General features: G+C 57.7%; 18 protein-coding genes. 4 read left to right on the forward strand and 14 right to left on the reverse strand.

Features of this window, described 5'->3' with window-relative positions:
- Nucleotides 1–3 precede the first annotated feature (3 nt).
- The 3 genes from V3391_RS07595 to V3391_RS17810 all read right to left on the reverse strand — a co-directional run bounded on the left by V3391_RS07595 (nucleotide 4) and on the right by V3391_RS17810 (nucleotide 3,444).
- Nucleotides 4–660, reverse strand: a complete 657-nt coding sequence (locus V3391_RS07595) for a ComFC family protein (RefSeq protein ID WP_332078709.1) — start codon at nucleotides 658–660, stop codon at nucleotides 4–6.
- A 496-nt stretch (nucleotides 661–1,156) separates the two neighbouring features.
- A complete protein-coding gene (locus V3391_RS07600) occupies nucleotides 1,157–2,980 on the reverse strand; it encodes a hypothetical protein (protein WP_332077837.1) in 1,824 nt (607 codons plus the stop codon).
- 5 nt (nucleotides 2,981–2,985) lie between these two features.
- The gene (locus tag V3391_RS17810; protein ID WP_425497219.1) at nucleotides 2,986–3,444 is read right to left on the reverse strand and encodes a toxin-activating lysine-acyltransferase; all 459 of its coding nucleotides are present in this window, start codon (nucleotides 3,442–3,444) and stop codon (nucleotides 2,986–2,988) included.
- Between the two features lie 297 nt (nucleotides 3,445–3,741).
- Between V3391_RS17810 and V3391_RS07605 the strand changes: the two genes are divergently transcribed.
- Together V3391_RS07605 and V3391_RS07610 are read left to right on the forward strand one after the other, a co-directional pair.
- The gene (locus V3391_RS07605) at nucleotides 3,742–4,371 is read left to right on the forward strand and encodes a hypothetical protein (protein ID WP_332077838.1); all 630 of its coding nucleotides are present in this window, start codon (nucleotides 3,742–3,744) and stop codon (nucleotides 4,369–4,371) included.
- A gap of 62 nt (nucleotides 4,372–4,433) precedes the next feature.
- Complete coding sequence (locus V3391_RS07610) at nucleotides 4,434–5,375, forward strand: hypothetical protein (protein ID WP_332077839.1); 942 nt, start codon at nucleotides 4,434–4,436, stop codon at nucleotides 5,373–5,375.
- Between the two features lie 243 nt (nucleotides 5,376–5,618).
- Here the strand turns inward: V3391_RS07610 and V3391_RS07615 are convergent, their stop codons facing one another.
- From V3391_RS07615 to V3391_RS07625, 3 genes are all read right to left on the reverse strand, one after another.
- Nucleotides 5,619–6,437 carry a CHAT domain-containing protein gene (locus tag V3391_RS07615; protein ID WP_332077840.1) on the reverse strand — a complete coding sequence of 273 codons (819 nt, stop codon included), beginning with the start codon at nucleotides 6,435–6,437 and terminating at the stop codon, nucleotides 5,619–5,621.
- A gap of 147 nt (nucleotides 6,438–6,584) precedes the next feature.
- Complete coding sequence (locus tag V3391_RS07620; RefSeq protein WP_332077841.1) at nucleotides 6,585–6,725, reverse strand: hypothetical protein; 141 nt, start codon at nucleotides 6,723–6,725, stop codon at nucleotides 6,585–6,587.
- Entirely contained in the window at nucleotides 6,722–9,346 is a 2,625-nt protein-coding gene (locus tag V3391_RS07625; protein ID WP_332077842.1) for an AAA family ATPase, read from the reverse strand. Before V3391_RS07625 ends, V3391_RS07620 begins: the two co-directional genes overlap by 4 nt.
- A gap of 630 nt (nucleotides 9,347–9,976) precedes the next feature.
- Here V3391_RS07625 and V3391_RS07630 point away from each other — a divergent pair.
- Nucleotides 9,977–10,906: a PoNe immunity protein domain-containing protein gene (locus V3391_RS07630; RefSeq protein WP_332077843.1), complete on the forward strand. Its 930-nt coding sequence runs from the start codon at nucleotides 9,977–9,979 to the stop codon at nucleotides 10,904–10,906.
- Between the two features lie 65 nt (nucleotides 10,907–10,971).
- Here the strand turns inward: V3391_RS07630 and V3391_RS07635 are convergent, their stop codons facing one another.
- The 3 genes from V3391_RS07635 to V3391_RS17815 form a co-directional block, all read right to left on the reverse strand.
- The gene (locus V3391_RS07635) at nucleotides 10,972–11,385 is read right to left on the reverse strand and encodes an H-NS histone family protein (protein WP_332077844.1); all 414 of its coding nucleotides are present in this window, start codon (nucleotides 11,383–11,385) and stop codon (nucleotides 10,972–10,974) included.
- A gap of 303 nt (nucleotides 11,386–11,688) precedes the next feature.
- On the reverse strand, nucleotides 11,689–12,177 hold the full coding sequence (locus tag V3391_RS07640; protein ID WP_332077845.1) for a restriction endonuclease: 489 nt from the start codon (nucleotides 12,175–12,177) through the stop codon (nucleotides 11,689–11,691).
- 496 nt (nucleotides 12,178–12,673) lie between these two features.
- A complete protein-coding gene (locus V3391_RS17815; RefSeq protein WP_425497220.1) occupies nucleotides 12,674–12,841 on the reverse strand; it encodes a DNA-binding protein in 168 nt (55 codons plus the stop codon).
- An 845-nt stretch (nucleotides 12,842–13,686) separates the two neighbouring features.
- Between V3391_RS17815 and V3391_RS07645 the strand changes: the two genes are divergently transcribed.
- Entirely contained in the window at nucleotides 13,687–15,078 is a 1,392-nt protein-coding gene (locus V3391_RS07645) for an AAA family ATPase (protein WP_332077846.1), read from the forward strand.
- Between the two features lie 223 nt (nucleotides 15,079–15,301).
- On the opposite strand, the gene V3391_RS07650 is transcribed toward V3391_RS07645, so the two are convergent.
- The 5 genes from V3391_RS07650 to V3391_RS07670 all read right to left on the reverse strand — a co-directional run bounded on the left by V3391_RS07650 (nucleotide 15,302) and on the right by V3391_RS07670 (nucleotide 23,178).
- Nucleotides 15,302–17,521, reverse strand: coding sequence for an SEC-C metal-binding domain-containing protein (locus V3391_RS07650; protein ID WP_332077847.1), 2,220 nt, complete (start codon nucleotides 17,519–17,521; stop codon nucleotides 15,302–15,304).
- Between the two features lie 458 nt (nucleotides 17,522–17,979).
- The gene (locus V3391_RS07655; protein ID WP_332077848.1) at nucleotides 17,980–19,425 is read right to left on the reverse strand and encodes a TniQ family protein; all 1,446 of its coding nucleotides are present in this window, start codon (nucleotides 19,423–19,425) and stop codon (nucleotides 17,980–17,982) included.
- The gene (locus V3391_RS07660; RefSeq protein WP_332077849.1) at nucleotides 19,422–20,519 is read right to left on the reverse strand and encodes a TniB family NTP-binding protein; all 1,098 of its coding nucleotides are present in this window, start codon (nucleotides 20,517–20,519) and stop codon (nucleotides 19,422–19,424) included. Before V3391_RS07660 ends, V3391_RS07655 begins: the two co-directional genes overlap by 4 nt.
- Complete coding sequence (locus tag V3391_RS07665; protein WP_332077850.1) at nucleotides 20,516–22,588, reverse strand: hypothetical protein; 2,073 nt, start codon at nucleotides 22,586–22,588, stop codon at nucleotides 20,516–20,518. The genes V3391_RS07660 and V3391_RS07665 overlap by 4 nt, the downstream gene beginning before the upstream one ends.
- Nucleotides 22,579–23,178, reverse strand: coding sequence for a hypothetical protein (locus tag V3391_RS07670; RefSeq protein WP_332077851.1), 600 nt, complete (start codon nucleotides 23,176–23,178; stop codon nucleotides 22,579–22,581). The genes V3391_RS07665 and V3391_RS07670 overlap by 10 nt, the downstream gene beginning before the upstream one ends.
- Nucleotides 23,179–23,363: the final 185 nt, after the last annotated feature.

Raw genomic sequence — 23,363 nt, forward strand, 5'->3', positions numbered from 1 at the left:
CGGTCACCGCACGCGCGCACAGACCCAGGCCTCGATGCGCTGCGCGCCCGCACGTCTGAGCGCAATCGCGGCCGCGTGCAGCGTCGCGCCCGTGGTCATGACGTCGTCGATCAGCACGACGTGTGCCGGCATTCCGGCCGGGCGCTGGACCGCGAATGCATTGCGCAGGTTCCGGCGACGCGCTTTCGCATCGAGCCGCGACTGTGGCGCGGTCGCACGCACGCGGCGCAGCAGATCGGTGCGCAGCGGCAAGTGGTGACGGCGCGCCAGCATGCGCGCGAGTTCCAGCGCCTGGTCGTAACCACGCTCGCGCAGTCGCGCGGTGTGCAACGGAATCGGCACCAGCGCAGCGGGGCGCGCCGCATCTGCCGTCGCCTGCGCCAGACAGTCGCCGAGCAGCGCGCCGGCGGCAAGAGCGCGATGGAACTTGAAGCGCGGCAGCAGCCGGTCGACGGGGAATCCGTAATCGAACGCGGCGATCACCGCATCCAAAGGTGGCGGCCGACGCAGGCAGGCGCCGCAGACCGGATCGGGCGTGGGCAGCGGCTGCGCGCAGCGCACGCAGGCGTGCGGCATCCAGGGCAGCGCGGCGGTGCAGGCGGGGCAGAGATCGCGCCCGCTTGCGCCGGGCTCGCGGCATACAAGACAGCGGCCCGGCAGCGCTGTAGGAACGCCTTACCAATGAGATCGACGGCAGAACTCGATCAAGGGTTTAGCAAGCCTAGCCTGCACGTGACTGAGATCAAACCAAGGCTATTTAGTGGGAATTCCCGAGGACTGGGGGCCATAACGTGAGAACAACTTATGTCCCTTGCGGACGAGAGGTGTCTCACGGTGAATGCGTGTGGCTGACGACGGAGACGAAAACCGGTTAGCCGTTGATTGGAAGGGCTTCTCACGTGAGGTCAGGGCCGTGTGGCCGGCGACGTCGAGCAGTGAGGCAGCATCATCTACCGAGAGTGCAAGCCACGGCACTGCCGCAGGCTGATTCGAACGGCACGCCATGGATTACATGCGGTAAGAGCTCGTGACGAATGAACTTCACTCCTCTCAGTCGGGATCGCTGGGGCGTTGCCACTCCCAATGTTGTAATGAGCTACCTCAAGGTTTGTAACCGGCACACCCGACCAGAAACGAATTCTGCGAGCGTCCCTCATTAACTTGAATAAGAAAAATCTTTCTTAGGCAGCCTGACAACCACCCCTGACAACTCAACAAAATCCGCTTTGGAATCCTGCGCAACAACAATTCGCCATCGGCCCTCGCTCACATCTGCACCCTGGTCGATAATTCCAGAAAGCGGAAGCCTTGCTCCGAAGAAAGTACATGTATCGCAAATCACGGAGCCCTCTAGCCAGGCGGTTGGCTTTTTAGATAGCGGGTCAAAGCCCCATAGAACCGAGTCCCCGTTCAGATAAGCGTGATCCGTCACCACGTGATTCGCATCAAGATTTCGCCAATGTCTACGCCCCCGCGAAACTACGCTACTGATATAGCTATCAACCGATTTAATCAAATCCAGAGGGTTGGATTCAAGCAGATCATCCACATCCGTCTGGATCCTGTCTCTAATTAAGCAGTCCCGAGTCGCCAAATACCTCGCCCGCGCGAGCTCCAGAGTGACGGGAGAGTCCCCTTCTTTAGAGCATTCGGCGAATCTCTCACATGCTTCAATCAGCGCTTTTGTAGATTCATCTAAGGCTGACGATGGATCTCCAGCATAAGCAAAAGTTTTGTCAAACGGCCACCTGTCTGAGCTGTGCCCTGACGCGGTGTAGTTTCTCTGAATCCGTTGCTGTTTTGCATAAATAGATCTAAAAATCTCAACCGCCGTCTCTCGTTCATCAGAATTATCACCAGTGCTAAGGCCTAGAACCCGAATAGTCTCCTCACGGAATTTGGCATGGTAGGCAGAGTTTGCTCGATGCATGGCTACCTTGGGTTCGAAACTGTCGCCACTGCCAAATTTTCTGATGTAGAAACTGAGAGATATGACCGTAGATTCGAGCGATAGCATTTCCCGGCCGAAACCAAGGTCATTATCAAGAACTTTTAAATTAATCCAATTTGGAAGCGCATGCATGTTTCCGAAATCCAGCAAAGACGCTTCTATCGAAATATTAGATGAGAAATATCCACCGCTATAAAGGCGGTGAACTTGGCCGAACGCGATCTGTTCGGCAACGCGACAGAAGTAGCTATAGAGCTTCTCAGACTTGCTTGAAAGATCTTGATCGGCGGGAAAGATATGGGAAACGACTTCCTCAACTCGAAAGCAATCATCGAGCTGAGAATTGGCGTGACCGTCTACCGGATCAATAAATCCAGCAGCTCTCTGCAAGTGTGCTGGTCTTATCATCGAAGGCCTAACGATTATCGCTCTTCGAAGTTTCCTCGACGGCACACCTGAAGATTCATATTCAAGGCCTGTGTTGACTATCGCTATCACCGGCACTGACTTGTGAGGAAACTCTTCATGAACAATTTCGCTATATATCGCCTCTCGAATAGCAACATTTAGCGAAGCAGAACCGTGCGAATGCTCTCTGTTAACACCCCTTCCAACGAGAGGAGTGCGGCCGACGCCTTTGATGTGGAATCTTCCGACAACGGATGCACGACCACTTCCGCCATGCGCCACGAGGCCGCTATTACTTCCATATCTATCTGCCAGAAAAATTCTCTCGTCTTCCCTGTCCAGCTGATCATCATGCGCTTCTGGTGTGTCTACCACATAGCCGAATTCTGAAACGATCCAATTCTTAACTCTGTCCAATAGTTCGATGTTGTCAGGATCTATCCCCTGATCCTTGAGCCATCTTAGATTGAGCCACACTAGCTGCGCACTCTTGAGACGCACAACTTTATAAGCAACACAAAGATTAGGGCTTATCTGCTCTAGATCGGGCGCATTTCCTTCAAGCAATTCAAGCTCATCTTGTGAAACACAATTAGTTGCTCCAACATACTTATATCCCATCGGCTCTAAGTCCTAGTTCTTCTAAACCACTTGCTAACGCGCTTGACGCGGCCCTCGTCGTCGCGCCGAGCGGAATAAGCTACTCGAAGGCTCGGTATTATGAGCTCAGCTTCCGCTAACTTCTCGCGAACCCTGCCGTTGACTGATACAAAATCCATCACCCAAAAAATCTCACCCTCGTTCCATTCTGATACATGCAGAATTACTTCTGGGTCTGATCTTAATCTCGCATCAGTATCCGGCCTTACCGCCGCCCAAGTCATGTATCCAACATCAGAACCAGATACGTCTTTGAAGAAATGTATCTGTCTTAGGAGGGCCGCAGGCTTGATCCAGATCGCCAAGCAAGCTATAGGAAACTGACAATAGTCGTCTGATTTACACATAAGTAATGCCACCCTCCCGATAATCGATATAAGGTCAGGAGATTCACTAGGTTTCATTAATCCCTCCTTGTTATCCATTGATTAGATCAATCTTCGAGATCGAAAGGTATCTCTAACGATATTAAGAGGCTCGCTGCATTGAACAACTGAATGAAATGAACAATTCCTATCTTCACAAGATAAGATATGCATCTTTTAAGAATGATGTGAGATTTTTTGCGTCCCATCCAGGTTCTCGGACTTCATCACGGTCTTGATCTTTGGCTCCACTGCTGATATAGCTCAGGAAGGCCTCGTTTTTTTTCGCGGTCTAGGCAAGGAAAAAGAGTTCGTCATTAAATGATTTTCTCTCAGCCATTCGATTCGGGGAATTACATGCGAAAGTTGAAGCCACTTGAGCTTGCGGCGTTGTCTGCTCTTTTCTCAATTGGAGCAAACGTGGACGCTCAGGACGCTGAAGAGTCTATGCCAACAAACCTTCATAGACTGCACGTGCAAGGGAATTACGACCCGTTCGTGACTTACTATACGCCAGGAAATTGGAATTTCAGAATTCAGCCTGGCGTGCCCTACAGTTTCGGATTGGCGCCCTCTAAGCCCAATAAGGCGCTTCCTGATGCGGCTACGAGAGCAAGGGCCCGAAATTGTGTACTACAGTACGCTCAACACTATCCTATTCTTAATCCGCAGTATTCGTTGGAATACAGTCCTTTATGGGCATTTAAGGACGACAACAGTAATCTCTGGATGTATCCCAACAACTACGCGACACCCATCACCTATCCCGGCCAGGATTGGCGCGAAGGTTATGCGACTACCAATTATACTCAAAAACAGATTACTATTTATCAAGCAGGCTATGGATCGTTTGCAAGATTAGTTAACGCCTTGGCGCATGAATTCGCCCATTCGTGGGATATGGATGAGAATAATGCTAAAGCCATGGGCGACGACACAATGGATAGGTTCCTTCAAGACGGTGGAGCGCAATGTGGCGGCCTTTAGCGGGTTAGAGAATAATTCTGCTTGCCCTGAAATTTAGGTTATTAAACGGGATGATGCGATCGATGAATGCTATCGCGACTAGAAGAACGAAATTTTTGATTATTTTATTTTGCTCCATTGGTTTGGTTCTGGGGCTTTACTTGTTTATTGATCGCAGTTCCGTTGCTTCAGAGCCGCAACCACGGACCCAAGCTAAGGTTGATGATGTAGCTAGTCATCGTGCCGAACAGTTACCCGTCGTAGATAATTCTTTGCCGCTGGCGGCTGATCCTGCGCCAGCTGCGCCTTCTCTCAGCAATCACCCCGCCAATTCCGCAGCGCAGGATTTTCGTAGGTCGAACACCTGCGTGTCGTCGATGCGCGAGATAGCAAGCATGAGTTCTCAAATGGGAATCTGTAGCAGCATTGCTGAGATTGCCGATAACGACGCGAAACAGTTCTGTGAAAGAAAGCGAGCCGAGGTCCAGGCGAGAATGGGCGCGGAAGAGTCAAATCTCTCAAGTTGTGTTACTCAGGATCCACTTACTGAGGAAGAGCGTTATTTCGAGAACACCGTTCGCGCTGCTGCGCTCGGAGACGTGGACGCGCAACTTTGCTACGTTAATGCTAACTTTAAGTTGCAGCGTCCTTTCACGGCTGAAGAAAACAAGGCTTATTACGATTCAGCCAGAAAGTATATAGATGCAGCGATAAGCAGGGGCGATTGGAGGATTGTGGAGATCTTAAGGTCAGCCGGACCCGGAGTCGCACAAGCGGAGAGCTTGCTATTCCAGGTGACTGCTGGTGATCAGGTCACGGTCTACAAGATGAATCGCCTTTTAAAACTTGGCGCAGAAGGGCGTTATGCACAAACTCTGGATAACCTCAACGAGGTCCCGGTTCATCCGTATGGTCCGAGTGATGTCGAGGAGGCTGACGAATGGGCGCGCCGCACCTATGAAAGCAATTTTCGGAAATCTCCTAGGCTGCGGGAAGCTCCGATGAGATGTCTCCGCGGTCGATAATCCGTGGTAGACATGTAAGCCAAAGCTGCTTATAGCGTCCCGTCCTATCGCTCTTGTGCAGCCGCGATCGCCTCACTAATCAACTTCTGCTTGCCGCCGGGGTAAAGAGATTTTCCGATCCCAGCGGCGCAGAGGATTAGTTCGTAGCGGTCGCGGGTGCACTTCATCACGAATTCCCCGACGTACCGCCCGAATTCGCGCCGATGCCCAGGGTACGCCGCTTCCGCTTTCGGCCAGTAGCGGTCACTCAGGGGCTTCGTATCGGACAGTGAAACGTGCCTCATGCTCCGGAAATAAATCGCATAGAAAGAACTTGCGGCGATAGTTGTCGAAGAACTCCCGATTCTTATCAGCCAATAAATGAGCGAATACCTCCGGCTGGATGGGTGGTCCGACGTAATCGTCCGGAGGATTGGCCGCCATTCTTCTGCCGCGTTCCAGACGTGCGTCCGGCGTTTCCTGTGTCGCCTGATAGTGGTCCCAAACGTGCTGAAACAGCCATTGCGCTGCGCGATAGACGAATGTATCAGGCGTGGTAAGACGCATCGCATCGACTGCCTGCCGCGCGGATCGCGTACGCATGAGCGTCTCGTAGAACGCAAGGTACGCACGCATCAACTCCTCCGGCGCGACCGCGCGGGTCGGCCCGATGAGGCCGTGAAGTGGCGCGCGATCTACCAGTCCGAGCGTGTACGTAAGTGCGCTGCCGTCGCACGCAGAAACAACCACGAGCAGGTTCATGCCTGTCGCAATGTTGAGGGATGTCAGCGGTCCTTTCAGGTCGGCCCAGTTTGCGAATGATCCATCCGCAAATGCCAAGCCGTCATTACTCCCGTGACATTCGATATGGAGCACGGGAACATCGCCCGTAGTTGTTGCCGCCGCAGTCAGTTCGGGCAGCAACGTCAGAAATTCCTCACGGTCTTCCACACGCCGATACAGGAGTTCCGGCGCAGGGGCGAACACCTGAGCACGCAGTCCCACGTCCTGATGTAGCTCGCGAGCGGTGTTACGCTCTCCGGCGGGGATGGAGTCGACAATCAGAATCTGGTTAAAGCGCAAGTTCTCATCCTCTGGACTAAAGGTGTCCCTTTCGGTTCGCAGGTCGTCTTGCGCCCTAAAGTGGAAATCCGGCTAGCGAGCCGTCCGCCCCCAAGCCCACGGCCTCTGCAGAGGAAGAGGCGCGCGTTCCTTAAACCCCAGCAACAGTTAGCCGGTGCCGTCCCGATGAGCGTTTGCCATTGCCAAGACGTCCTTCAGTAGCTCTGACTTCTCATCGTCACTGGCCCAGGCGACCTTGTAGCGTTCCGCCTTCAGGCTAACGCGCTGCTTGAGGTCGAGTGAGCTCATGCTGCCGCTTTTCCCTCCGCGGCACTTCTGGCCCGCTTCTCGAAATCATCGATCCACGCTCGAAGCGCGGTGGCGTCGGTGATGATCTCGTCGGGATCGGGCAAGTGGGTAGGCGTTTCGTCCGGCTGGGAGTGCTCAAAGGCGGAGTACTTCGACATCAAATCGCCGATGAAGATGCAATCCGCAGGTTCGATGGCCACCAGCTTCTTTAGCACCCCCATTGTTTTGATCTCGCGGCGGAAGCGCCCAACGATGTTCGCGCACAAGTGAATTTCCACCGTGCGCTCCACCAAGATGCGGAAAGTGCTGCAGGCGTCCTTCAATGCCATCTGCTTGAACTTTGGCTCCAGCTTTTTAGCGGCACCCATGTCACTGACGAGCTGGCCCAGCCCAGGTTTGGGCTTCAGCGAGAACGTGTCTACCGAGGACGGCACGCCCGTCTGGTGCCCTTCCCGCCCGATCGCGATGACCTTGCAGCGGACCGTGGAACCCTTCTCGACGCGCTTCTCGTGCGCGTCTTGCAGTAAGGCCATGAGCGACAATCGATGAGTGAACACGATGACTTGACGGTTCTCTGCAAGGTCGGCGATCCGCGCAGCCACCGCCTCCTCGAACCGCTGGTCCAGCGATGAGATGGGGTCATCGAACACGATAGGGATGGAACGATCGCTTCCGGTTGCATCGGCCAAGAACGCGGCCAAGGCAATGAGCCGCTGCTCGCCCTCGCTCAACACCTCGCGGTTGTGGACGTCCTGTTTGGGAGCTAGCAGTTCCGCGCAGAACGTGAATCGGCCTTTGCCTTGTGACTTGTGGTTCATTACCACGGGCAAGCCTTTGCCGCCCAATTTTCGCATCTCTGCGTTGAAGCGATCGCAGAACCCTTGGGCCAACTCTGCGCTGGCGATCTCGTTGTTCTTCGTCGTGAGCGTGTTCGTCGCCGTCAGACGGATGGCCGTCTCAAGCCTCGCGACCACGGTCAGGCGTTTGACCTCGGCCTTGATGGCGGAAACGTTTGCAGCCAGCCACTCCTTACCCCGCAGCTCGAGCAGCCGCTCCTGACTGGCTTTCCTGCCTTCCACGTCAATCAGTCCAGCAAGCTGATCGCGTTCCAGCTCCAGATCTGCGGTCCGTTTGGCATGCGCGGCGTGCCAAACCGACCAATCCACAATGGGGACGTCGGCCACGTCGGAGGCTGTCTTCAAAGCACTGGTTCGCGCTTCCACGGCCATTCGCACTGATTCGCCAACGGCCACGTCCAAGCCAATGGCTTGGCTCACGGTGGCCCACACCTGCTCGTCGGGTGTGACCGGCAATGTCTGGACCAGGTCGCTGACGTACGTTTCGGCGGCCGCTGCGTCGGCTTGGAGTTGGTTCTGAATAAACTCGGAGAACCCGAGTATGCGCGCTTTGGCATCGGCGCCGAGTTCCTGTTGGCACAGCACGCACCTCGCCCCTTCGTCGACGTTCGGGTGCTCGTGATCCGGGTACGCCGAGGCCTTTGAATACGCTTCTGCAGCCGCCCACAAGCGGCGCCAAACCTCTTCTCCAACGCCTTTCAGCGGCACCTTGTCGAAGAACGCGGTGGCGTGCGCGCTAGCCGCCGTTCGCTTGCCGATGGCCCCTGCTCGAGCAGCGATGATTGCGCTGACTTGGTCGGCGGAGGTGGCTCCTTCTCGATCCAGCGCCGATTGCTTGTTCTTGGCGAGCTGCTCCAACTGCTTGACCACCTTGGTATGGAGCTCGGCCGGGTTGGCCTGCGCCAAGGCCGCTTCCAAGGTCACCCGTTCCACGCGCTCTTGGTCGGACACGCTGCAAGCGGCGTCAATGGCCGCGTCTTGGGTTTTAGGCTTCAGAAGCCCCCGAAGCGTCACAACCGCCTGCGATTGGGACAGGTCCGCGTCGATTTGCGGCAACTGTTTCACCAGCAGATCCGCTCGCTTGCGCAGGTTGGCGCCAACGCGATCGGAGATCTCGATGAGACGCCCCATGAACACCATGGACCGAGGCATGTGCGTGGCCGATGTCGCGTTGTCGCCGAACTCCACGGACGTCACGGTGTCGAATACCGGGATCGCTTTCAGCTCGAGCAACGGCCCATTCGCCTGATCCCACGCGAACTCGGACGTTTCAGCCGCCGGCCCATCTTCATTAATCGCCCTGATTTCCACAGTCGCAGCGGGCTTCTCGGTGGCGCCCAAAAAGACGTGGCCATGCATAGGACCCGCCAAGCGCGCCCCGCACAAATGTTTGGTCAAGCGCGCGTAGCCGGATTTGCCGGACCCGTTGGGGCCATACACGATCGTCAAGTCCGCGTCCCCCAGCTTGAGCTGGGCTTGATCGCCCAACGCATTGACACCGCGGATATCGAACAGCCGCTCCAATCGCAGTCCTGCGCGCCCCGGGGTGCCGGCAATGGCACCGGGCACCAGCAGAGCGGAATCCTGGCTCAACACCTTTGCGGCTTCTTGCAGGCAGTGATCTGCCAACGCGTCGATGCCTGTCTCATCCGGCATGCGCCGGTGGGTGATCAGATCATGCGCGGCCGCCCGCAACCAACTGGTCTTGCTGTTCAACCACGCCTCGATCTCAATCGACGCGGAGCCTTCCTCTTGGCTCGTCATCGCTCTCCCCCCCCGGAGAAGTATTCAGGCCCGTGGGTTCTAAGCCTGCCACGGGATGTTATCACCCGACTCCCCCGGTCCTTGCAGGATTTTCCCTAACGATCAATTTGGATCTGGGGGTGCGTCTTACGCCGAGATCAGACTGGCTCGTCATGCTCGCCTTTCGATGGCGGTTAGTCGAGTTTGACCGTGGATGACTCGCTGGATCGAGTGAAACTGCGCTGAGAATCGGGGGCGGCACCCTTCGTATGTCTGCTTTGGGTCGGAAGCAGCCACCGAGCCGATGTCTGCTACTGGCCGGAAGCAGACGTCCGCCTATTCGCCATTCAAGTCAGATCTGAGCAGAAGCGAGCGTCTTCACATCACACGCGGATGCCCGTTGCGAAACCTAGCCAGCCTGCCACTCTGGATCCTCACCAAGGTGGGCGCCTGCCCAGATAGCCGCAGATGAAACGAAGCCTTAGTGCGTTACTCACGTTCGTCGCCTTAGCGTGGACAAGTGGGTTGTCGGCGGAACGGTCTTCGCTACTCTTATCCGGTTGTGCTGCGTGCGTTTGACGCGGCAGGGAAGTCGGGTAGCCTCGATGTCTGATCTCGATTTTCCATGATCGATCGGCGTGAGAGATCTCAATGACAGCGCAACCTAGACTTCGGATTGATGCCGGCAATTGGTATTGGGACAAATGGTCCCGCTCTTTGGATGACGCCATCGCTAAGAGCCTGCGCATGGCAGGCGATCGATTGGAGAACCCCGTCTACGAGCCTCAGTTCGCATTCAACGCCGCGACGCGTTGCCTTGATGCGATGCTGTTTCTCTACGCCAAGGGCGATTCGATCGCCAAAGTGGCGCGCTACTTTCCAACCCTGCTGGACATGTGGGAGCGATCTAACCGTCTGGCGGATGCCATCTGCGCTCAGGAAAGGCTCACGAGTTGCAGAGACTGGGCATTCGATCTCAAGAGCCTGAGTCATTACGACTGGTGCTTTCGGCTCGTGGGACTCGCGCTTGCTCTCGATGTTCCGGATGCGCAGTGGACTCGACTGCTCAGCCTTGTCGGTGGCGAGGGGGAGGATGAGCTGCTGGATCGCGTGATTTCGGCCAAGCATTCAGATCGCATGATCGGGCAGGGCGTCTTGCATCCTAGACCGTACGCGCGGCTGCTCCGCGCCATTGAGGCGCCTGAACCCGATCGACCAGCGCTACTTCGCGAATTCGTTGAGCATTGGTATCAGGAGCTTCGGCAGAACAACGACGAGCATCTCTGGTGGTATCACTTTGGCGACGTGCAGATCTATCCGCTTGAGAAATTCCTCTATGTCGGCCGCTGGTGCGTCGAAGCCGTAGCGGCCGTGAAGGCGTTTGGCATAGATGACGCTTCCTGCCTGGATCATCCGCACTATCCAGGAGATCTAGTCGAGGACGGGCGCGCGCCGCGCTTCCCGCTAGGCGTCAGCCCGCAAGGTATCGGAAACTTGAAGTTCGGAACGTCCCCGAAAAAGACGCGCGTCAGCGATTGGGTAATCCGTGTCCTGACCGGGAAGTCGCCTTTGCAGAGCTAGCGAGATGCAGGGACTTCGTTGCGGTGTGCGGTCTGTCGAGCGAGGCGGCACAGAAGAGGGGCAAATCAGGCCTGCTTGAAAACGGTCCGCTTCCCAATCGACTTCGTGTTTGCCGTTGGCATCGCTAGGCCTTGGACAAGGAAATCAGCGGCGCTCTGGCCGCGCCTGACCTTCTCACGTAGCCACCGTGGCTGACTGCCGCGCCCCGTCCAAGTGTTCCGGCGGTTCTCCGGGTCGCGATACTTCACGGCGACCTTGCCAGTCTTGCGTGCGGCTTTCTTGCGCTTCTCGGTAGGCGCTTCTGCTCGCGTTCCGAGGAGCTCAGCAATCTCGTAGCCAGCGTTGGCAGCGAATGCGATCAGCTCGGCGCGCACGATATTGATTGGGCGGCGGCGAGCGAGCGCAGACTTGCGCTTCTCGGCAGCGGTGATAAGCGCGGTGAGCTCGCGAACGCCGAATGGGGAGAGGTCGAAGTTCATGTGCTGAGCGTCGGACGGGCATTGGATGGTGTCAAGCATCCAAAGGTTTTGCCAGCGACGCGGACTAGAGCCTTGGATGGGGACCGTGCGCTGCTTGCGCCCATGTGGCCGTTGAGAAGCCTGGTTCTTAGCGCCTTCAACTGGATTCTTCGCTAACAAAAAAAAGTCTTGGCCTGGGCGTTTTGTCGAGACAAGAATAGATTTCTGCTTTCGGGCAGTAGCGGCCATCTAACGGCTGAACTGAGCGGCCCTGCGCGGTTTCTCGCGCAGGTCCGTTTGAATAATGGGTTGGGCGTCTGGAAGTCAAAGGTCGACCTCGCCACGGATTAGCTCCACGGTTGGCTCGGCAACAGCCATCACTTCGCTAATCGTGGGCGGGCTGCGTCGATAGGCCAAATTCAGCGATGCAAGAAAACGGCCACCATCTACGAGCTCGACCACAAAACCTTTCTGCGCAGCGAGAGCTCGCTCTCTTTCCACGTCGCGAGTGAAATGGGACGAGGTTACGAGCAGAGAGTTTGTGGTGCCATTGACTGCCATCGTTCCAATAAGTTCCCTGAGTACACGCACGCCAACCTTGTTCTTGGTGTGTTTTACCTGAGCGTAAACATCACCGTGATAATTATGATCAACGATGACGTCAATACCCCCATCCTTTGATCTTGCGGTCACGCGGGCCTCGTAACCGAATTCGCGGAACACGCCCTTGGTCGCATCTTCTAGAGCAGCCCATTGAGTTGAAGAGCCGCGACCAAGTAGATGCGCTTCAATCTCGCTTTCGAGAGCGGCCAACTGCTGCTCGTCTGGCCCCGAAGAAAATGTGTGTAGAGCGGCTCCTGTTGCGGTGAGAATTCGAATTGCGCTTTCAGGTAATGATCCGCATGAACTGTCCCAAGTGTCCTTGGACACAAACCACCAGCCGCAAGAATCGCAACGCATGACCTTAATGTACTGGGAGTGCCTTCGGCCGTCAGATTCATCCTTCCGATCAGTGACCGAGAGCGATGGGCTGTCTTCACAGCACGGGCAGGCTCTGTTCCCAAACACTGTCGATAAGAGAGGAGCGGATTGGGTTTGGCTTCTGTACTGCCAGATCGGGGATTTCATTCGTGTCTCCGAGTGCATGACCCTTAGGATCAGTATCTGAGCCTGTGACAGGGCTCATCCACATAAAGACTGGAAAAGGAGGCAAGGGGTCGTACGACCATTGGATCGAATCGTCACGGAGTAAGCAATTGGGGCGGATATCGCTTTGGCGTACCCTTCTGGCCGTGAGGCGACATAGCTCCTAGCTTTTCGAGCCTGCTCGCCACAGCTCCAATGCTTGATGGATGACTTCGAAGTGACCGATGTCGCCCAAGCGATGCCGGACAGTCGCAGTGTTCACTTGAGCTCCCTCAGATTTAAGAGAATTGGCGGCCGCCCAGACTTCATCGTATGTGACCTCTCCGTCCATTCTTGCTCCTTGTATGACCTTGAGAATTCAACAACTTCATACCTCAATGCTAGACGTTATTGCACACCCTGCGAACTCGGCGCTGCAAGCTTGGAACGCAGCTCTCGGACGTAGCTCTCTAAATTAAAGTCTCTCTGCACCGGAAGATCAGTCCACGCAGTTCTCGTCACCGATGTCCGCTTCCGGCCAATAGCGGACGGGAGCGAGCTAGAGCTGCAATGCAGCCTCTGTCACTCCCCGCGGTTGCCACGCCGACTCGACGAGAATCGCTGGCTTACGCGCATATGCGCATCCATCTGCCGCGAGAGCGGCTCATTCTTCTAGAGGCGGAGCTCATTGCGACAGGCTTGGAGCACCAGACGCCACTGAAGGCGAAAGAACAGGCTTCGAACGAAGTAATTTATAGTACGAGCCTAACGGCGGCATGGTTGGAGGCGGCCTGGAGCAGCGCCCAGAGCCATCAGCCGGCGACCGCGATCGTCGCCTCAACAATCGATCGGCTGCGTAGAATTCGCACCACCACTAACTAGTCCAGCTCGCTTGGCGGAGTCTCAATGCCTTCTCGTGCTCTAGCAATGCCCAACCCAGCAAGATCAGGATTGTCCGAGATCGAGCATGACGGTGTAGTTGTCGTTGTAGGTGCCAATGGCTCGGGAAAGTCCCGCTTGGGTGCTTGGTTGGAAAACCCAATGTCGGCCAGCCCCAACAGCGTCTCGACTTCGTTTGGGGGAACGTCCGATCGTCGGGCATATCGCATAAGCGCACAGCGCGTATTAGCTATGCCCGATCAAGTGCAGCGGTTGGACGCCCAAAGAGCAAACTCAAACTTGCTCCAAGGCAACGAGATGAGCAGCGGTCCGAGTCGCGTCCAAGGCGACCCGGTGGTAGGGCAGCTCAATGATTTCGGGGTGCTTCTTGGCGCTCTGTACGCGCGCCGTGCGCAGTTAGCTGCGGCGCTGTGGCAGCAGAGTCAGGCGGGCGTAAGCCTTCCAACGCAGCCGCAGGCAGATGCTCTCACAATCCTTAAAAATCTTTGGGAGAAGATTTTCCCAGAGCGGGAACTGCTTATAGAAGACCATGTTGTTCTAGCACGTCAGCCCAGAGCGCAGAACACGTACCCAGCCTCTCGATTGAGTGATGGTGAGCGCGTTGGCTTTTACCTTATCGGACACGCGCTGCTGGCGCCGGAGAACGCGCTTATCGTTATCGACGAGCCTGAGCTACACCTCCATCCAAGCATTCACTCGTTGCTTTGGGATACGTTGGAAGCGGTTCGGCCTGATGCATCATTTGTTTACATCACTCATGACTTGTCATTCGCAGCTAGTCGCGTGAACGCGTCGATCGTCGTGCTTTACGACTACGAAGCTTCGCCTCCAGTCTCAAATACAACTGGCGTTTATATGGGGTCAGCTAGTGCACACGTAGCGGGCCGCTGGGTCTGGGACGAAGCTCCCAGCATCGAAGATGTCCACGCCGACCTTGTGCTCAAAGTCATGGGTGCTCGCCGGCAAGCGTTATTTGTGGAAGGGACGGCGGGCAGCTACGACGTCCGGATTTTTGAAATTCTTTTCCCCGAGCGCTACGTCGTTCCCGGCGGAAATTGCGAGCAGGTCGAAAAGACTGTGCGTGGATTACGCGCGCACCCGGCGCTGCATCGCGTAGATGCAGCCGGCATCATCGACCGTGACGATCGGTCGAGCACACTGGTCGATCGACTTAGGAAAAACTGCGTCTATCCGCTGCCCGTGGCAGCAGTAGAGAATCTGCTTGTAGTGCCCGACTGCTTGAGCGCGTACATGACGGAGGTGAGCATCCCTGTACATGAGCGCGATGCGCGAATTGCAGACGCCTGCGACCGCATTCGGCGTTCCGTCAGCAGTTCCCGCGCTGCACTCATCGCGGAGCGGGCGCAGTACGAGGTACGTCGCAAGATTCGCGCGATTAGGCGGGAGGGAGACTCGCTCAGTGCGCTAAAGCAAGCTACGACAGAAGCTATCGCCGCGGCTGATCCGGTGCTCGCCTATTCACTGGCAACCGCCCAGATTGACAGCGCGCTAGACCTGTCGGCAGGACTGATGGATATTCTGCGCACCATTCGTGACAAAGGCATCGTTGGCCATGTCGCGGCTGCGTTTTCGTCGGACAAGGATAGTTACGTCGAAACGGTCACGCGACTACTGGCATCGCAAGACGATCTCAGGAGGCGCCTCAGAGTGCTGCTGGCCATTCCTTGACCATGCCGGGGCGCGCCAACCTCATGACTTCACCGTTCTGGATTCGACTGTACGGTGATGCTGCACTAGGGCGCCCGAACGCGAGAGCGGCGGTAACAGTTCGTCTAAACCGACGTAGCTTCTTGAGGCTCGTAACTCTGATGTTGGGGCTCGTAGAACGATGTCCGATAACGGCCAACAGCAGACGTTCGCCAGGTTGCTGCCTCCGGCCCACAACGGACGATCATCGCCCGCAGCACTTCTTCGACTTTTTCCCGGTCCCGCACGGGCAAGGGTCATTCCGACCGACTTTCGGGGCGCCGCGTGCTCTGCGGGCCAAGTGCTCGTGTGCCACTTTCGGCTGGATAGCTTCGGGCATCCCGCCCGTGGCGGCATCGAGCGCAATGTCCTGCGTCCAAGGCGCGGCCAGCCGCAGGCCGAAGCGCAGCTCGGAGTCTCCCGGCATGAGGCACATGCCGAACCACAGGTCTGCCTTTTGCTTGTACTTGCGGCGAACGCAAAGCGCGGATAGGTTCCTCATCGCTTCGGCATCGGCCTCGCCGCTGATCAAGGCGGTGAACCCGCTACGGTCGGGAAACATAAGCGCCAGACTGTGTGGCTGCCCGTCTTGCGCAGAGCGCTGGGCCTGCCGGTCAATCATCCGGCTGAGGTCGTCTAAGGCCTCGCTCCCCATCTCGAGAAGCTGGAATCCTTGGTCCAACACAGCAGGTTCCGGTCGCGCTCGGATCTGGCTGAGGATGCGCCCGAGTGCAGTTCCCTCGTAGCGCGTCAGGATGCCCTCGGGCGTCGCTAGCCCAGGCAATCCACGTCGCCGCGCGGCCATCGCGACGTCCACGCCGGACGTGAAGTCCTCGGCGATGTGCACTATCGATAGCTTTTCCTCGAACCACAGGTTCTTCTTGAGGTGGTAGCCCAAAATTGTCAGCTCTTGCGCGGCAAGGAGCTGCTCGGCATAGCGCGCGCGCCGAGAGACGAAACTCAAAAAGTACAGCGGAGTCGCCAACAGTTCGGTGAGCACGTCGATGAGGAATACGTCGGTGACCAAGGCCGCACGAACGCGCGGGACCTCCCGAGTCTTCAAGAACTGGCGGGTCTGAAAGCTAAGCGCTGGGTAGTGATCGCTGACTACGCAGAACATAAAGATCTCGGTGACCTCTTCCGGCAACTCGACGTCCGTCCCATCTACCCGCGCGAGCCGGTTGCCCGGGACACCCAAGAACTGGGCGCAGTCCAATCCTTGTTCGTAGGCGTCCTGCACGCTCTTCTTGAAGTCATCTCGAATGATCTGGTCGTTGCCCTTGCGCGCCTCGATAGTCAGCCGCTTGGACTTGGCCTGGACGATGATGGCTCGGTCGGCCCACAGCACTAGTACATCAATCTCGCCTACCTTGGTCTTGCCCTGCCAAATTTCGACGTTAGTCAGCACACAATCCGCGCCAAAGACGGCAGCCAAGCGCTCGGCGACGAAGTTCTCGGTAAATTCCCCCCGATGCTTGTCGCGCTGGGGCTGGTACGCCTTGTCGGGGAGCATCCAGAAGAATGGTGACTCGTAGATCGATTCGGCCAGCGTGTAGCTCTGCAGACACACGAACTTGCCAGCTGGCCCCTGGAGAAGTGGCTTCGCAGCGACTACGTTGAAATCCTGCAATCCGACAAAGCGCTCGTTGAGTTCACCCTCTGGCACGGTGAAGGCGAGCAAGATGCGCTCAACCATCTCTGGATTGAGCCCGGCATAAGGCGCAATCTCCGCTGGCGTCGCGGTGAACGCGGGCAACATGGTCCACTGATCCGGGTGCAAGCCAATCAGTTCGTCGCGCAGCTTCTCCAACCTCTCGCCATTCACGCGGTCGATGGCTTCCGCCACCGCGCAAGCTTGTTCGATAGTGAAACCGACGTTGTTCTCTAGCCACACCGCATCAGCTGCATACCGTTGGACCGCAAAGTCCAGGTACTGGAAGTTGTAGGCAGATTCGGCGCCGTAGAAGATTGGCTCGCGCATCACGGCGCCCGAGTCGAATGGGTTGATTTCTTCGCCGCGCTCCCGGCCAGCAATGACGTCCTTAAGCGAAAAGGCTGCGGACAAGGCTTGGTGCAGCTCGCCGAGAAGCCGGTCGCTATCTTCGACGTAGCGCTGCTGGGCATGCGGCGGAGGTAGTGCCCAGTCGATCGGCGACTTCAGCATCAGCCCGACCAGCGTAGATATCTCGGTTCGCGACAACCGCTCCGGGCTGCGCATGGCGTGCATGTCCTGCTCGATCAGCTCCTCGCTGTAAAAGATCATGTTGTCGCGAAAGCATAAGTAGGCCAACGCGTGGAGGTAGCCCGGCTGCGCACACACCGCTTGGAGCTCGGCGAGGATCTCCGCCTCCGGACGAGCGGCATCGGGTGGCTTTGACGGCGTGCAAGTGGAACGCATTCGAGTGGGTGGCTTTCGGCGCTTCATGGAGCTCGCTCGGCGATAAGGCGACGGCGAGTATGACGCTCAAGGGGTGCGAAAGAGCACTGAAATATTCCGAAGATAACTCGTCTGGTGCGACGGCAGCGCCGACAGAATGAGGCGCTTCACCACTTGATAGTAGGAAGGAATGCGTTCGCCGTTCTGACCGCTTCTGGCCGAAATCGGACGTCAATTCGAGGTACCGAGATAGGCTTGATTGGGGAGATGCCCATCGGGCGATGGGTGATAGTCCTACATTGCTTGGCTTAGAAGCTCGGCGCTCTCGCACAACAGCACTTGCGCGCGCCTCGGCCCACACCTACCAAGGATGTCCTGCCGTTTCGCCGGTTTACGCCCAGCGCACGAAGCGCCCGATAAGAAGGGTGGAAAGAAGGAGTGAGTCCTTGCGGCGGGGCGCAGCCCCGCCGCAAACTTGGTGGACAGTAAGTTGTGCAACAGACGGCCTACATCGCGATCAGGGCTTGGTGTTCACACAGCGCCCGCTTCAGCTTCGCAGCCAGATTGAGTTGGGTGACTGTGCACTTATGCCCAATCTGGGAAATCGCGGTGCCGCGTCCAGGACCGATCCGGAGGTGACCAATGGCGCGAAGGCGTTTCTGCAAACAATTGACATCTTCGGACGCGTAGAGCCCTCCGGTCGTTGTGACATGCCGACCGCGATAGATCTCCGAACGCGCCAACCGCTCAAAGAGCTCAGGCGACATGTCAATCAGCTGCGCAGCTTGCTCGGCAGTCAAGCCCGCCTCCGACGAGCGTTTCGACAGGTCCATTTGTGAACGGTCGATCCACCGCGTTCTTTGTTTGAGGCAATGATGCCGCCGAAATCCGATTCCACGCGCAACCATCGTCTCAATGCGTGCAGGCTCTACACCGAGCAGTGCAGCCGCAGCATCCAGAGACACCAGGTCCTCCGAGCCGCTGTTCTGGTGCAGATTGACTCGTTCGGGCTTGCCATTGGATACGTGCGGTAGAAGCTTGTGACGAATGAATTCCAGTGCTCCCCAGTTGGACTCTTTGTGGAGGCTGGATGCCGCGAACCATGAGTAATCAGAAAGCGGTCGCCTGCGTCCGGGCGGGTCGTAATGCGTCAGACAACCATGCATACGCGGATAACCGAGATGCCATTGGTCGAACGCCTGAGCGACGGCCTCCAGCTTGGCATCCATTCCTTGATGCGGGCAAAGCACCGTAGGATGGCGACTTCGGTCGACGAAATCCGCCATTCGTTTCACCAGCATCATGACATCAGCCGGGGGCACCTCGGCAAAACAGGCCAAATTCTCGGGCGGTGGAGCCATCGGCGGTAGGCGCAAGAAGCTTGCTCGCATGAGCGCGAAGAGTTGGGCGCGTGCTGGCGAGCACTCAGCTGACGTGTCACCGACCAATTCCTGCTTGCACTTACATAGCAACGCCAATCTTCTGCGTATCTTTAGGCTGAGTCCGCACGACGCGCAGACGCCGGTAAGCCTGGTTCGGTGGATCGGGCAATGCGTCATCAGCGTCAGGTGCCAACTCGCGTCAAAAATGCCATCAGACTTCAAGCAGGCGACGCAGACCTTGTGATGATAGAACGCGAGATCCCTGCCGCAAAAACGGGCGGAGCGCATGCTTGACGTCCCCGAGGACATAAGTAGGGACAATCGGTCTGTTTGGGCTGAGCTGAGGCAAGCAAGCGTTGCGAAAGTTTGCGCGTAAACATCGTGTTGAAAGGTTTGGCGTTGCAGGTGGTCGGAAGACGGGAATACGACGGTCGGCGATGTGTAGCCATTGGCGGCTGACAAGCGCATCGCGTAACCGAGGTAGTTCTCCCTCGGATCAGGTGGCGGTGTCACCACCAAAGGTTGGACCGCATCGATCGTGGGATCTAATGCGAAAGTGCCTTTTCTCATCCCAGCGCTCTCCCCATTTCCAAATCGTGCGCCTTGCGTGTCTTAGGCCTCGTCGATGTCGTACGTGTTGGATTGGCGGACTTTTTCGTCTCGAGCGCGGCAGCTCCGCTGGCGCTTGAGAGGCTTCCACAATGCGCCGCGTCGATGTCCCCCAAATCCGCAGCATCCGAAAGTTGCGCCCAAAGTGTGCGGACGTTATGGTCCGTGAGAGCCGCGAAGAACGGGCCGCCCTCGACGGTGCAGCGAGCCGAGTTGCGGACCGCGAGTCGATAGGCGGCGTCAAGGTCTTCGAGCCGTATAGTGCGCGTCTCGTTTGAGACCGCTGTCTTGATCGCACGATCGAAAATTCGTGCGATAAGGCCGATGCGACCGCTAGCTGCCAGCATCATGCGTTGTGCGATGTCAGGCTCCACGAGATCAACCGTCTCGAAAGGCTCGATGTGACGCTTGATGGTGCCGAGCAGTGCACGGAATTGTCTCCGCGATTCTTTGTCGAACCAGGTGTAGATCGGAATTTCGATCGTGGTGTCGAAGCGATTGCGCAGCTGCTCGTCGCGATCAATGATCGTCACCGAGTCTGGCAAGCCAACGGCGACGAGACTGAATCGCGCACGTTCCACCAGGAGCTTCAACCAGTCGATGGTTGCGCCCAGTTTCCTGCGTTGGCCCTTGTCAACAAGATGCTGGAATTCATCGAGGATGATCAGACGACAGCCCACCGCATCGAGTTGGAGGCGGAGCCTGGCGAGCATGTTCTGCGCGGTGCCAGAGTTGTACTTCGGATCACCCAGTGCGCACAGGATTTCGCTCATGAGGCCTTTTACCGTGCCATCGGAAGGGGTCTGGACGTAGATGACTTCCTTTCGCAGCCCGTGGGCCTCGCGGCGTACGGGAAACTCGCTTTCAAAGCACTGCAGTGCAAAAGAGCGACCGGTTCTCGATCGGCCGACAATGTGCTTGCACGAGGGCGTTGCGGTCGTACCCGCCTCGTCTAGGGCTTCTCGAAGACAGGCTTGAATCGTGTTGAACGCGCCCGTCTTGATGCGCATGTGTTTGATCGTGTTGGCAGGATCAATGGTCGGTACAACGCTCATGGGACGAGTCCTTGGATGCCGTGTGTGTGGGTATCGGAGTCGAGCAAGAAAATGGGATCGTCATCGTCGTCCGATGGGTTCCTCAGCCTTGCCGAGACCGCCGCTTTTTCGGGCAGTGCGGGTTCGACTGCGGTAGATGCGGCGCTATAACGCCTGTCTGGAATCTGCTCATCAGACGTATCGAGATAAGCGGTGGGTGCATCTCGTTTCGGAGCAACCGCCAGCTGCATGAAGCGTGCAACGTTCATGCGGGACTTGGATCGTTTGAGCAGCATGTCCTGCCCGATCAAGTCCTGGATCGCCGCATAAGATTGCGCGAGCGCGACAGGATCTTCGGCGTTCTTGCCCATCTCCAATGCATAGGCTTTGCAGCGACGATGCTGCCATCTAGTCATTCCGTTGGCGTAGTCAGCCGCGACAGCGGGCACCCGGATGGGCTCGCCGGACGCAGGATGAAGGACGTAGAGGTAACCGACGTCTTCGTCGTTGATCACGATGCTGATGCGGAAGCGATGACCGAACTGTTGACGTAGAGCGCCCATTTCCTCGCTGTTGTAGAAGAGCGAGTCGTAGTTGATGCCCTCATGCCCGAGCGTGCGCGACCCCGGCTTGCCGAACGCCGCATCCGTCCACGCGCTGGAGTCGGGAAGAAGGCGTTGGACCTCGGGGATGAGCCGGTTCCAGCACTGCTGTGGTGTCTCGGCCAGCGCCGGGTGCAGTGTTTGGTGGTAGACGTCGACGATCCACATCTCCACCACTTTGCGAAGCGTCTCCAGCCCCAGCACCGCCTTGCCAGCGCTGTCGTAGTCCTGGCGGTTCTCCACGCTGTTGAAGGTGCGGCCGGCGATCTGGGAGATGAGTCCGGTCTCCGCTGTTCCGAACCAACGCTCGACCTTGCCCTTGTACCAAGGGTGCCGGCGCGGACACGTCTGCACCGTGACTCCGAAGCTGGAGGTGGCGAAGACCAACTGGTCGCCGTGGAACTCCAGGCCGTTGTCGACCACGATGACCTGCATCAGTCCCCACGTCGGCCAAGCATTTCGATGGCAGGGATTGAGGGCCTTGGGCATGACCGCGTGCCGGAGCGCGCGCATGACAGTCATTCCGCTGGGCTGGTCGAAGCTCAATGCATATCCCAGGACCATGCGTGTGCAAGAGTCGAGGATGAGCGTGAGCCAAGGACGGCCGAGTGGAAGCCGCCGTACTTCGTCGACGACGAAGACATTCAGCAGGCAGTGGTCGATTTCAGCACGCAGCAGGGGCAGTTCCGCAGGCACACCTACACCCGATACGCGAAACTTGACGCGCGCCGCGTGCTGTCCGTAGCGAGCGCGATACACGTCGTACTTGGAGTAGCAGCGCAGCTGCCTCTTGATCGCGTCTTCGCTGACAGCCGGAAACCTCTCCGAATCAACGCGGGCGACGTTCTTCAGTGCCACCATGCCGTTGATGCGACGACGCAACTGCGACATCGACGGCCGTTCAGGGCGCATGTAGATCGTTTCGATGCAGTCGACGATGATTCCGATCACTGTTTCGTGGAGACGGCGTCGGCGGTTACCGCGGTTGAAGTTGCGATTGACCAGGCTGCCGATCGTGCAGTCGGCTTCACGCCAACGCTTGATCCACCGGCACACGGTGCTGGCTGGGGGCGGCTGGGGCATCCGCAACTTGTCGCTTTTGCTCAGCGCGTTCCAGAGCACTTCAATCGCTGGCACCAGCTGCGTCCGCGTCATCGGCACGGCGTTGAGTCGCTCAACGAAATGCAGCCGCAACAGGGTCAGCGCTCGAAGATCCTCCTTCATGCTCAGCAGGCTGACCGTGTTGGCGACGGACCGTCGCGATTTGCTGTCAGCCGTCTGCAGGGGGGTGGGCTGACTTTCGGGCGGGCCGAAGCGAAGGCGGCCTAGCGCATAGAGCTGCAGCAGCTCGTCTTGATCTTTCTCCGAGTAGCTGGATGAGCTGCGGTGCTGGAACTCGATTCGGTCGGTCCCAAGGACACGGGTGAGCAAATACGCTTCGCCGTCAATGCAGAAATCCTGCCCGGCTTCGAGAGTGGCTAGCCCCATAGCCAGCCCTCCGTGCTCGACTGCAGCGAGACTGGGGATGCCGGGCAAAGCGTTGCACTGAAGTCAGCGTGCAGGCGTCCTTCCAACAACGCCGCCGCCAGGACACGGGCATCTGCCGCCGACGTCCAACCCAAGGCCTCCAGCGTCGGCTGCTGCAGCTGCGCAGCGCGCTCTGTGAGCAGGAGGGTGGCAACGCCCGCCGGGCACAGGCGGGCGCGCATCGTCAGCAGTCGTGCATTGGTCTCGCGGACCTTCGCGGGCATGTCGTGCTCGGTGATCAGCCGATAGCCGACACCTAGCGGTTCAAGCGCTGCTGTGATGCGTGCGGTGCGCTCGATGAGGGCAGTATCGACGTACTTCGAGAACTTCACTTCGAGGAACTGCGGTCCTTCCTCGACGACCACAGCAAAGTCCGGGACGTGGCGAAAGATTTCGCCGCCATGTCGGAGACGCAGCTCGGCAGGCTGCTCGGCGAAGGCCAGCACGCGCGGACACGCATCGAGCAGGACGGCCACCCGATGTTCCAAGAGGGATTCGAGCTGTACCTCTCGCTGCAACGTCCAGCTTGGGTAGCGGAAGATGGGACGCATGGCCGCTCGACTGACCAACGAGCGCATCCGCACGCGTCCGTCGGCAGGCCATCTCCAGCTGATGGTGTGGTGCGATGGCGGCGAGGGCCATTGCGGGATCTTGGGCGCATACGCATAGGCGTGCGCACCCCGAAACAGAGGTTGTGCGTGCATAGGATCGTCCTGGCACACGGCGCGTGCCGCGT

The organism is Luteimonas flava, from assembly GCF_036584485.1.
GTDB classification, from domain to species: domain Bacteria; phylum Pseudomonadota; class Gammaproteobacteria; order Xanthomonadales; family Xanthomonadaceae; genus Luteimonas; species Luteimonas flava.

Bases quoted from the DNA above. Each gene is read 5' to 3' on its own strand.
- V3391_RS07630 (WP_332077843.1), top strand. From the start codon at position 9,977: ATGACAGCGCAACCTAGACTTCGGATTGATGCCGGCAATTGGTATTGG.
- V3391_RS07605 (WP_332077838.1), top strand. From the start codon at position 3,742: ATGCGAAAGTTGAAGCCACTTGAGCTTGCGGCGTTGTCTGCTCTTTTC.
- V3391_RS07635 (WP_332077844.1), bottom strand. From the start codon at position 11,385: ATGAACTTCGACCTCTCCCCATTCGGCGTTCGCGAGCTCACCGCGCTT.
- V3391_RS07660 (WP_332077849.1), bottom strand. From the start codon at position 20,519: ATGAGCGTTGTACCGACCATTGATCCTGCCAACACGATCAAACACATG.
- V3391_RS07625 (WP_332077842.1), bottom strand. From the start codon at position 9,346: ATGACGAGCCAAGAGGAAGGCTCCGCGTCGATTGAGATCGAGGCGTGG.
- V3391_RS17810 (WP_425497219.1), bottom strand. From the start codon at position 3,444: ATGGATAACAAGGAGGGATTAATGAAACCTAGTGAATCTCCTGACCTT.
- V3391_RS07655 (WP_332077848.1), bottom strand. From the start codon at position 19,425: ATGAGAAAAGGCACTTTCGCATTAGATCCCACGATCGATGCGGTCCAA.
- V3391_RS07650 (WP_332077847.1), bottom strand. From the start codon at position 17,521: ATGAAGCGCCGAAAGCCACCCACTCGAATGCGTTCCACTTGCACGCCG.
- V3391_RS07645 (WP_332077846.1), top strand. From the start codon at position 13,687: ATGAGCAGCGGTCCGAGTCGCGTCCAAGGCGACCCGGTGGTAGGGCAG.
- V3391_RS07620 (WP_332077841.1), bottom strand. From the start codon at position 6,725: ATGAGCTCACTCGACCTCAAGCAGCGCGTTAGCCTGAAGGCGGAACGC.
- V3391_RS07665 (WP_332077850.1), bottom strand. From the start codon at position 22,588: ATGGGGCTAGCCACTCTCGAAGCCGGGCAGGATTTCTGCATTGACGGC.
- V3391_RS17815 (WP_425497220.1), bottom strand. From the start codon at position 12,841: ATGGACGGAGAGGTCACATACGATGAAGTCTGGGCGGCCGCCAATTCT.
- V3391_RS07610 (WP_332077839.1), top strand. From the start codon at position 4,434: ATGAATGCTATCGCGACTAGAAGAACGAAATTTTTGATTATTTTATTT.
- V3391_RS07600 (WP_332077837.1), bottom strand. From the start codon at position 2,980: ATGGGATATAAGTATGTTGGAGCAACTAATTGTGTTTCACAAGATGAG.
- V3391_RS07670 (WP_332077851.1), bottom strand. From the start codon at position 23,178: ATGCGTCCCATCTTCCGCTACCCAAGCTGGACGTTGCAGCGAGAGGTA.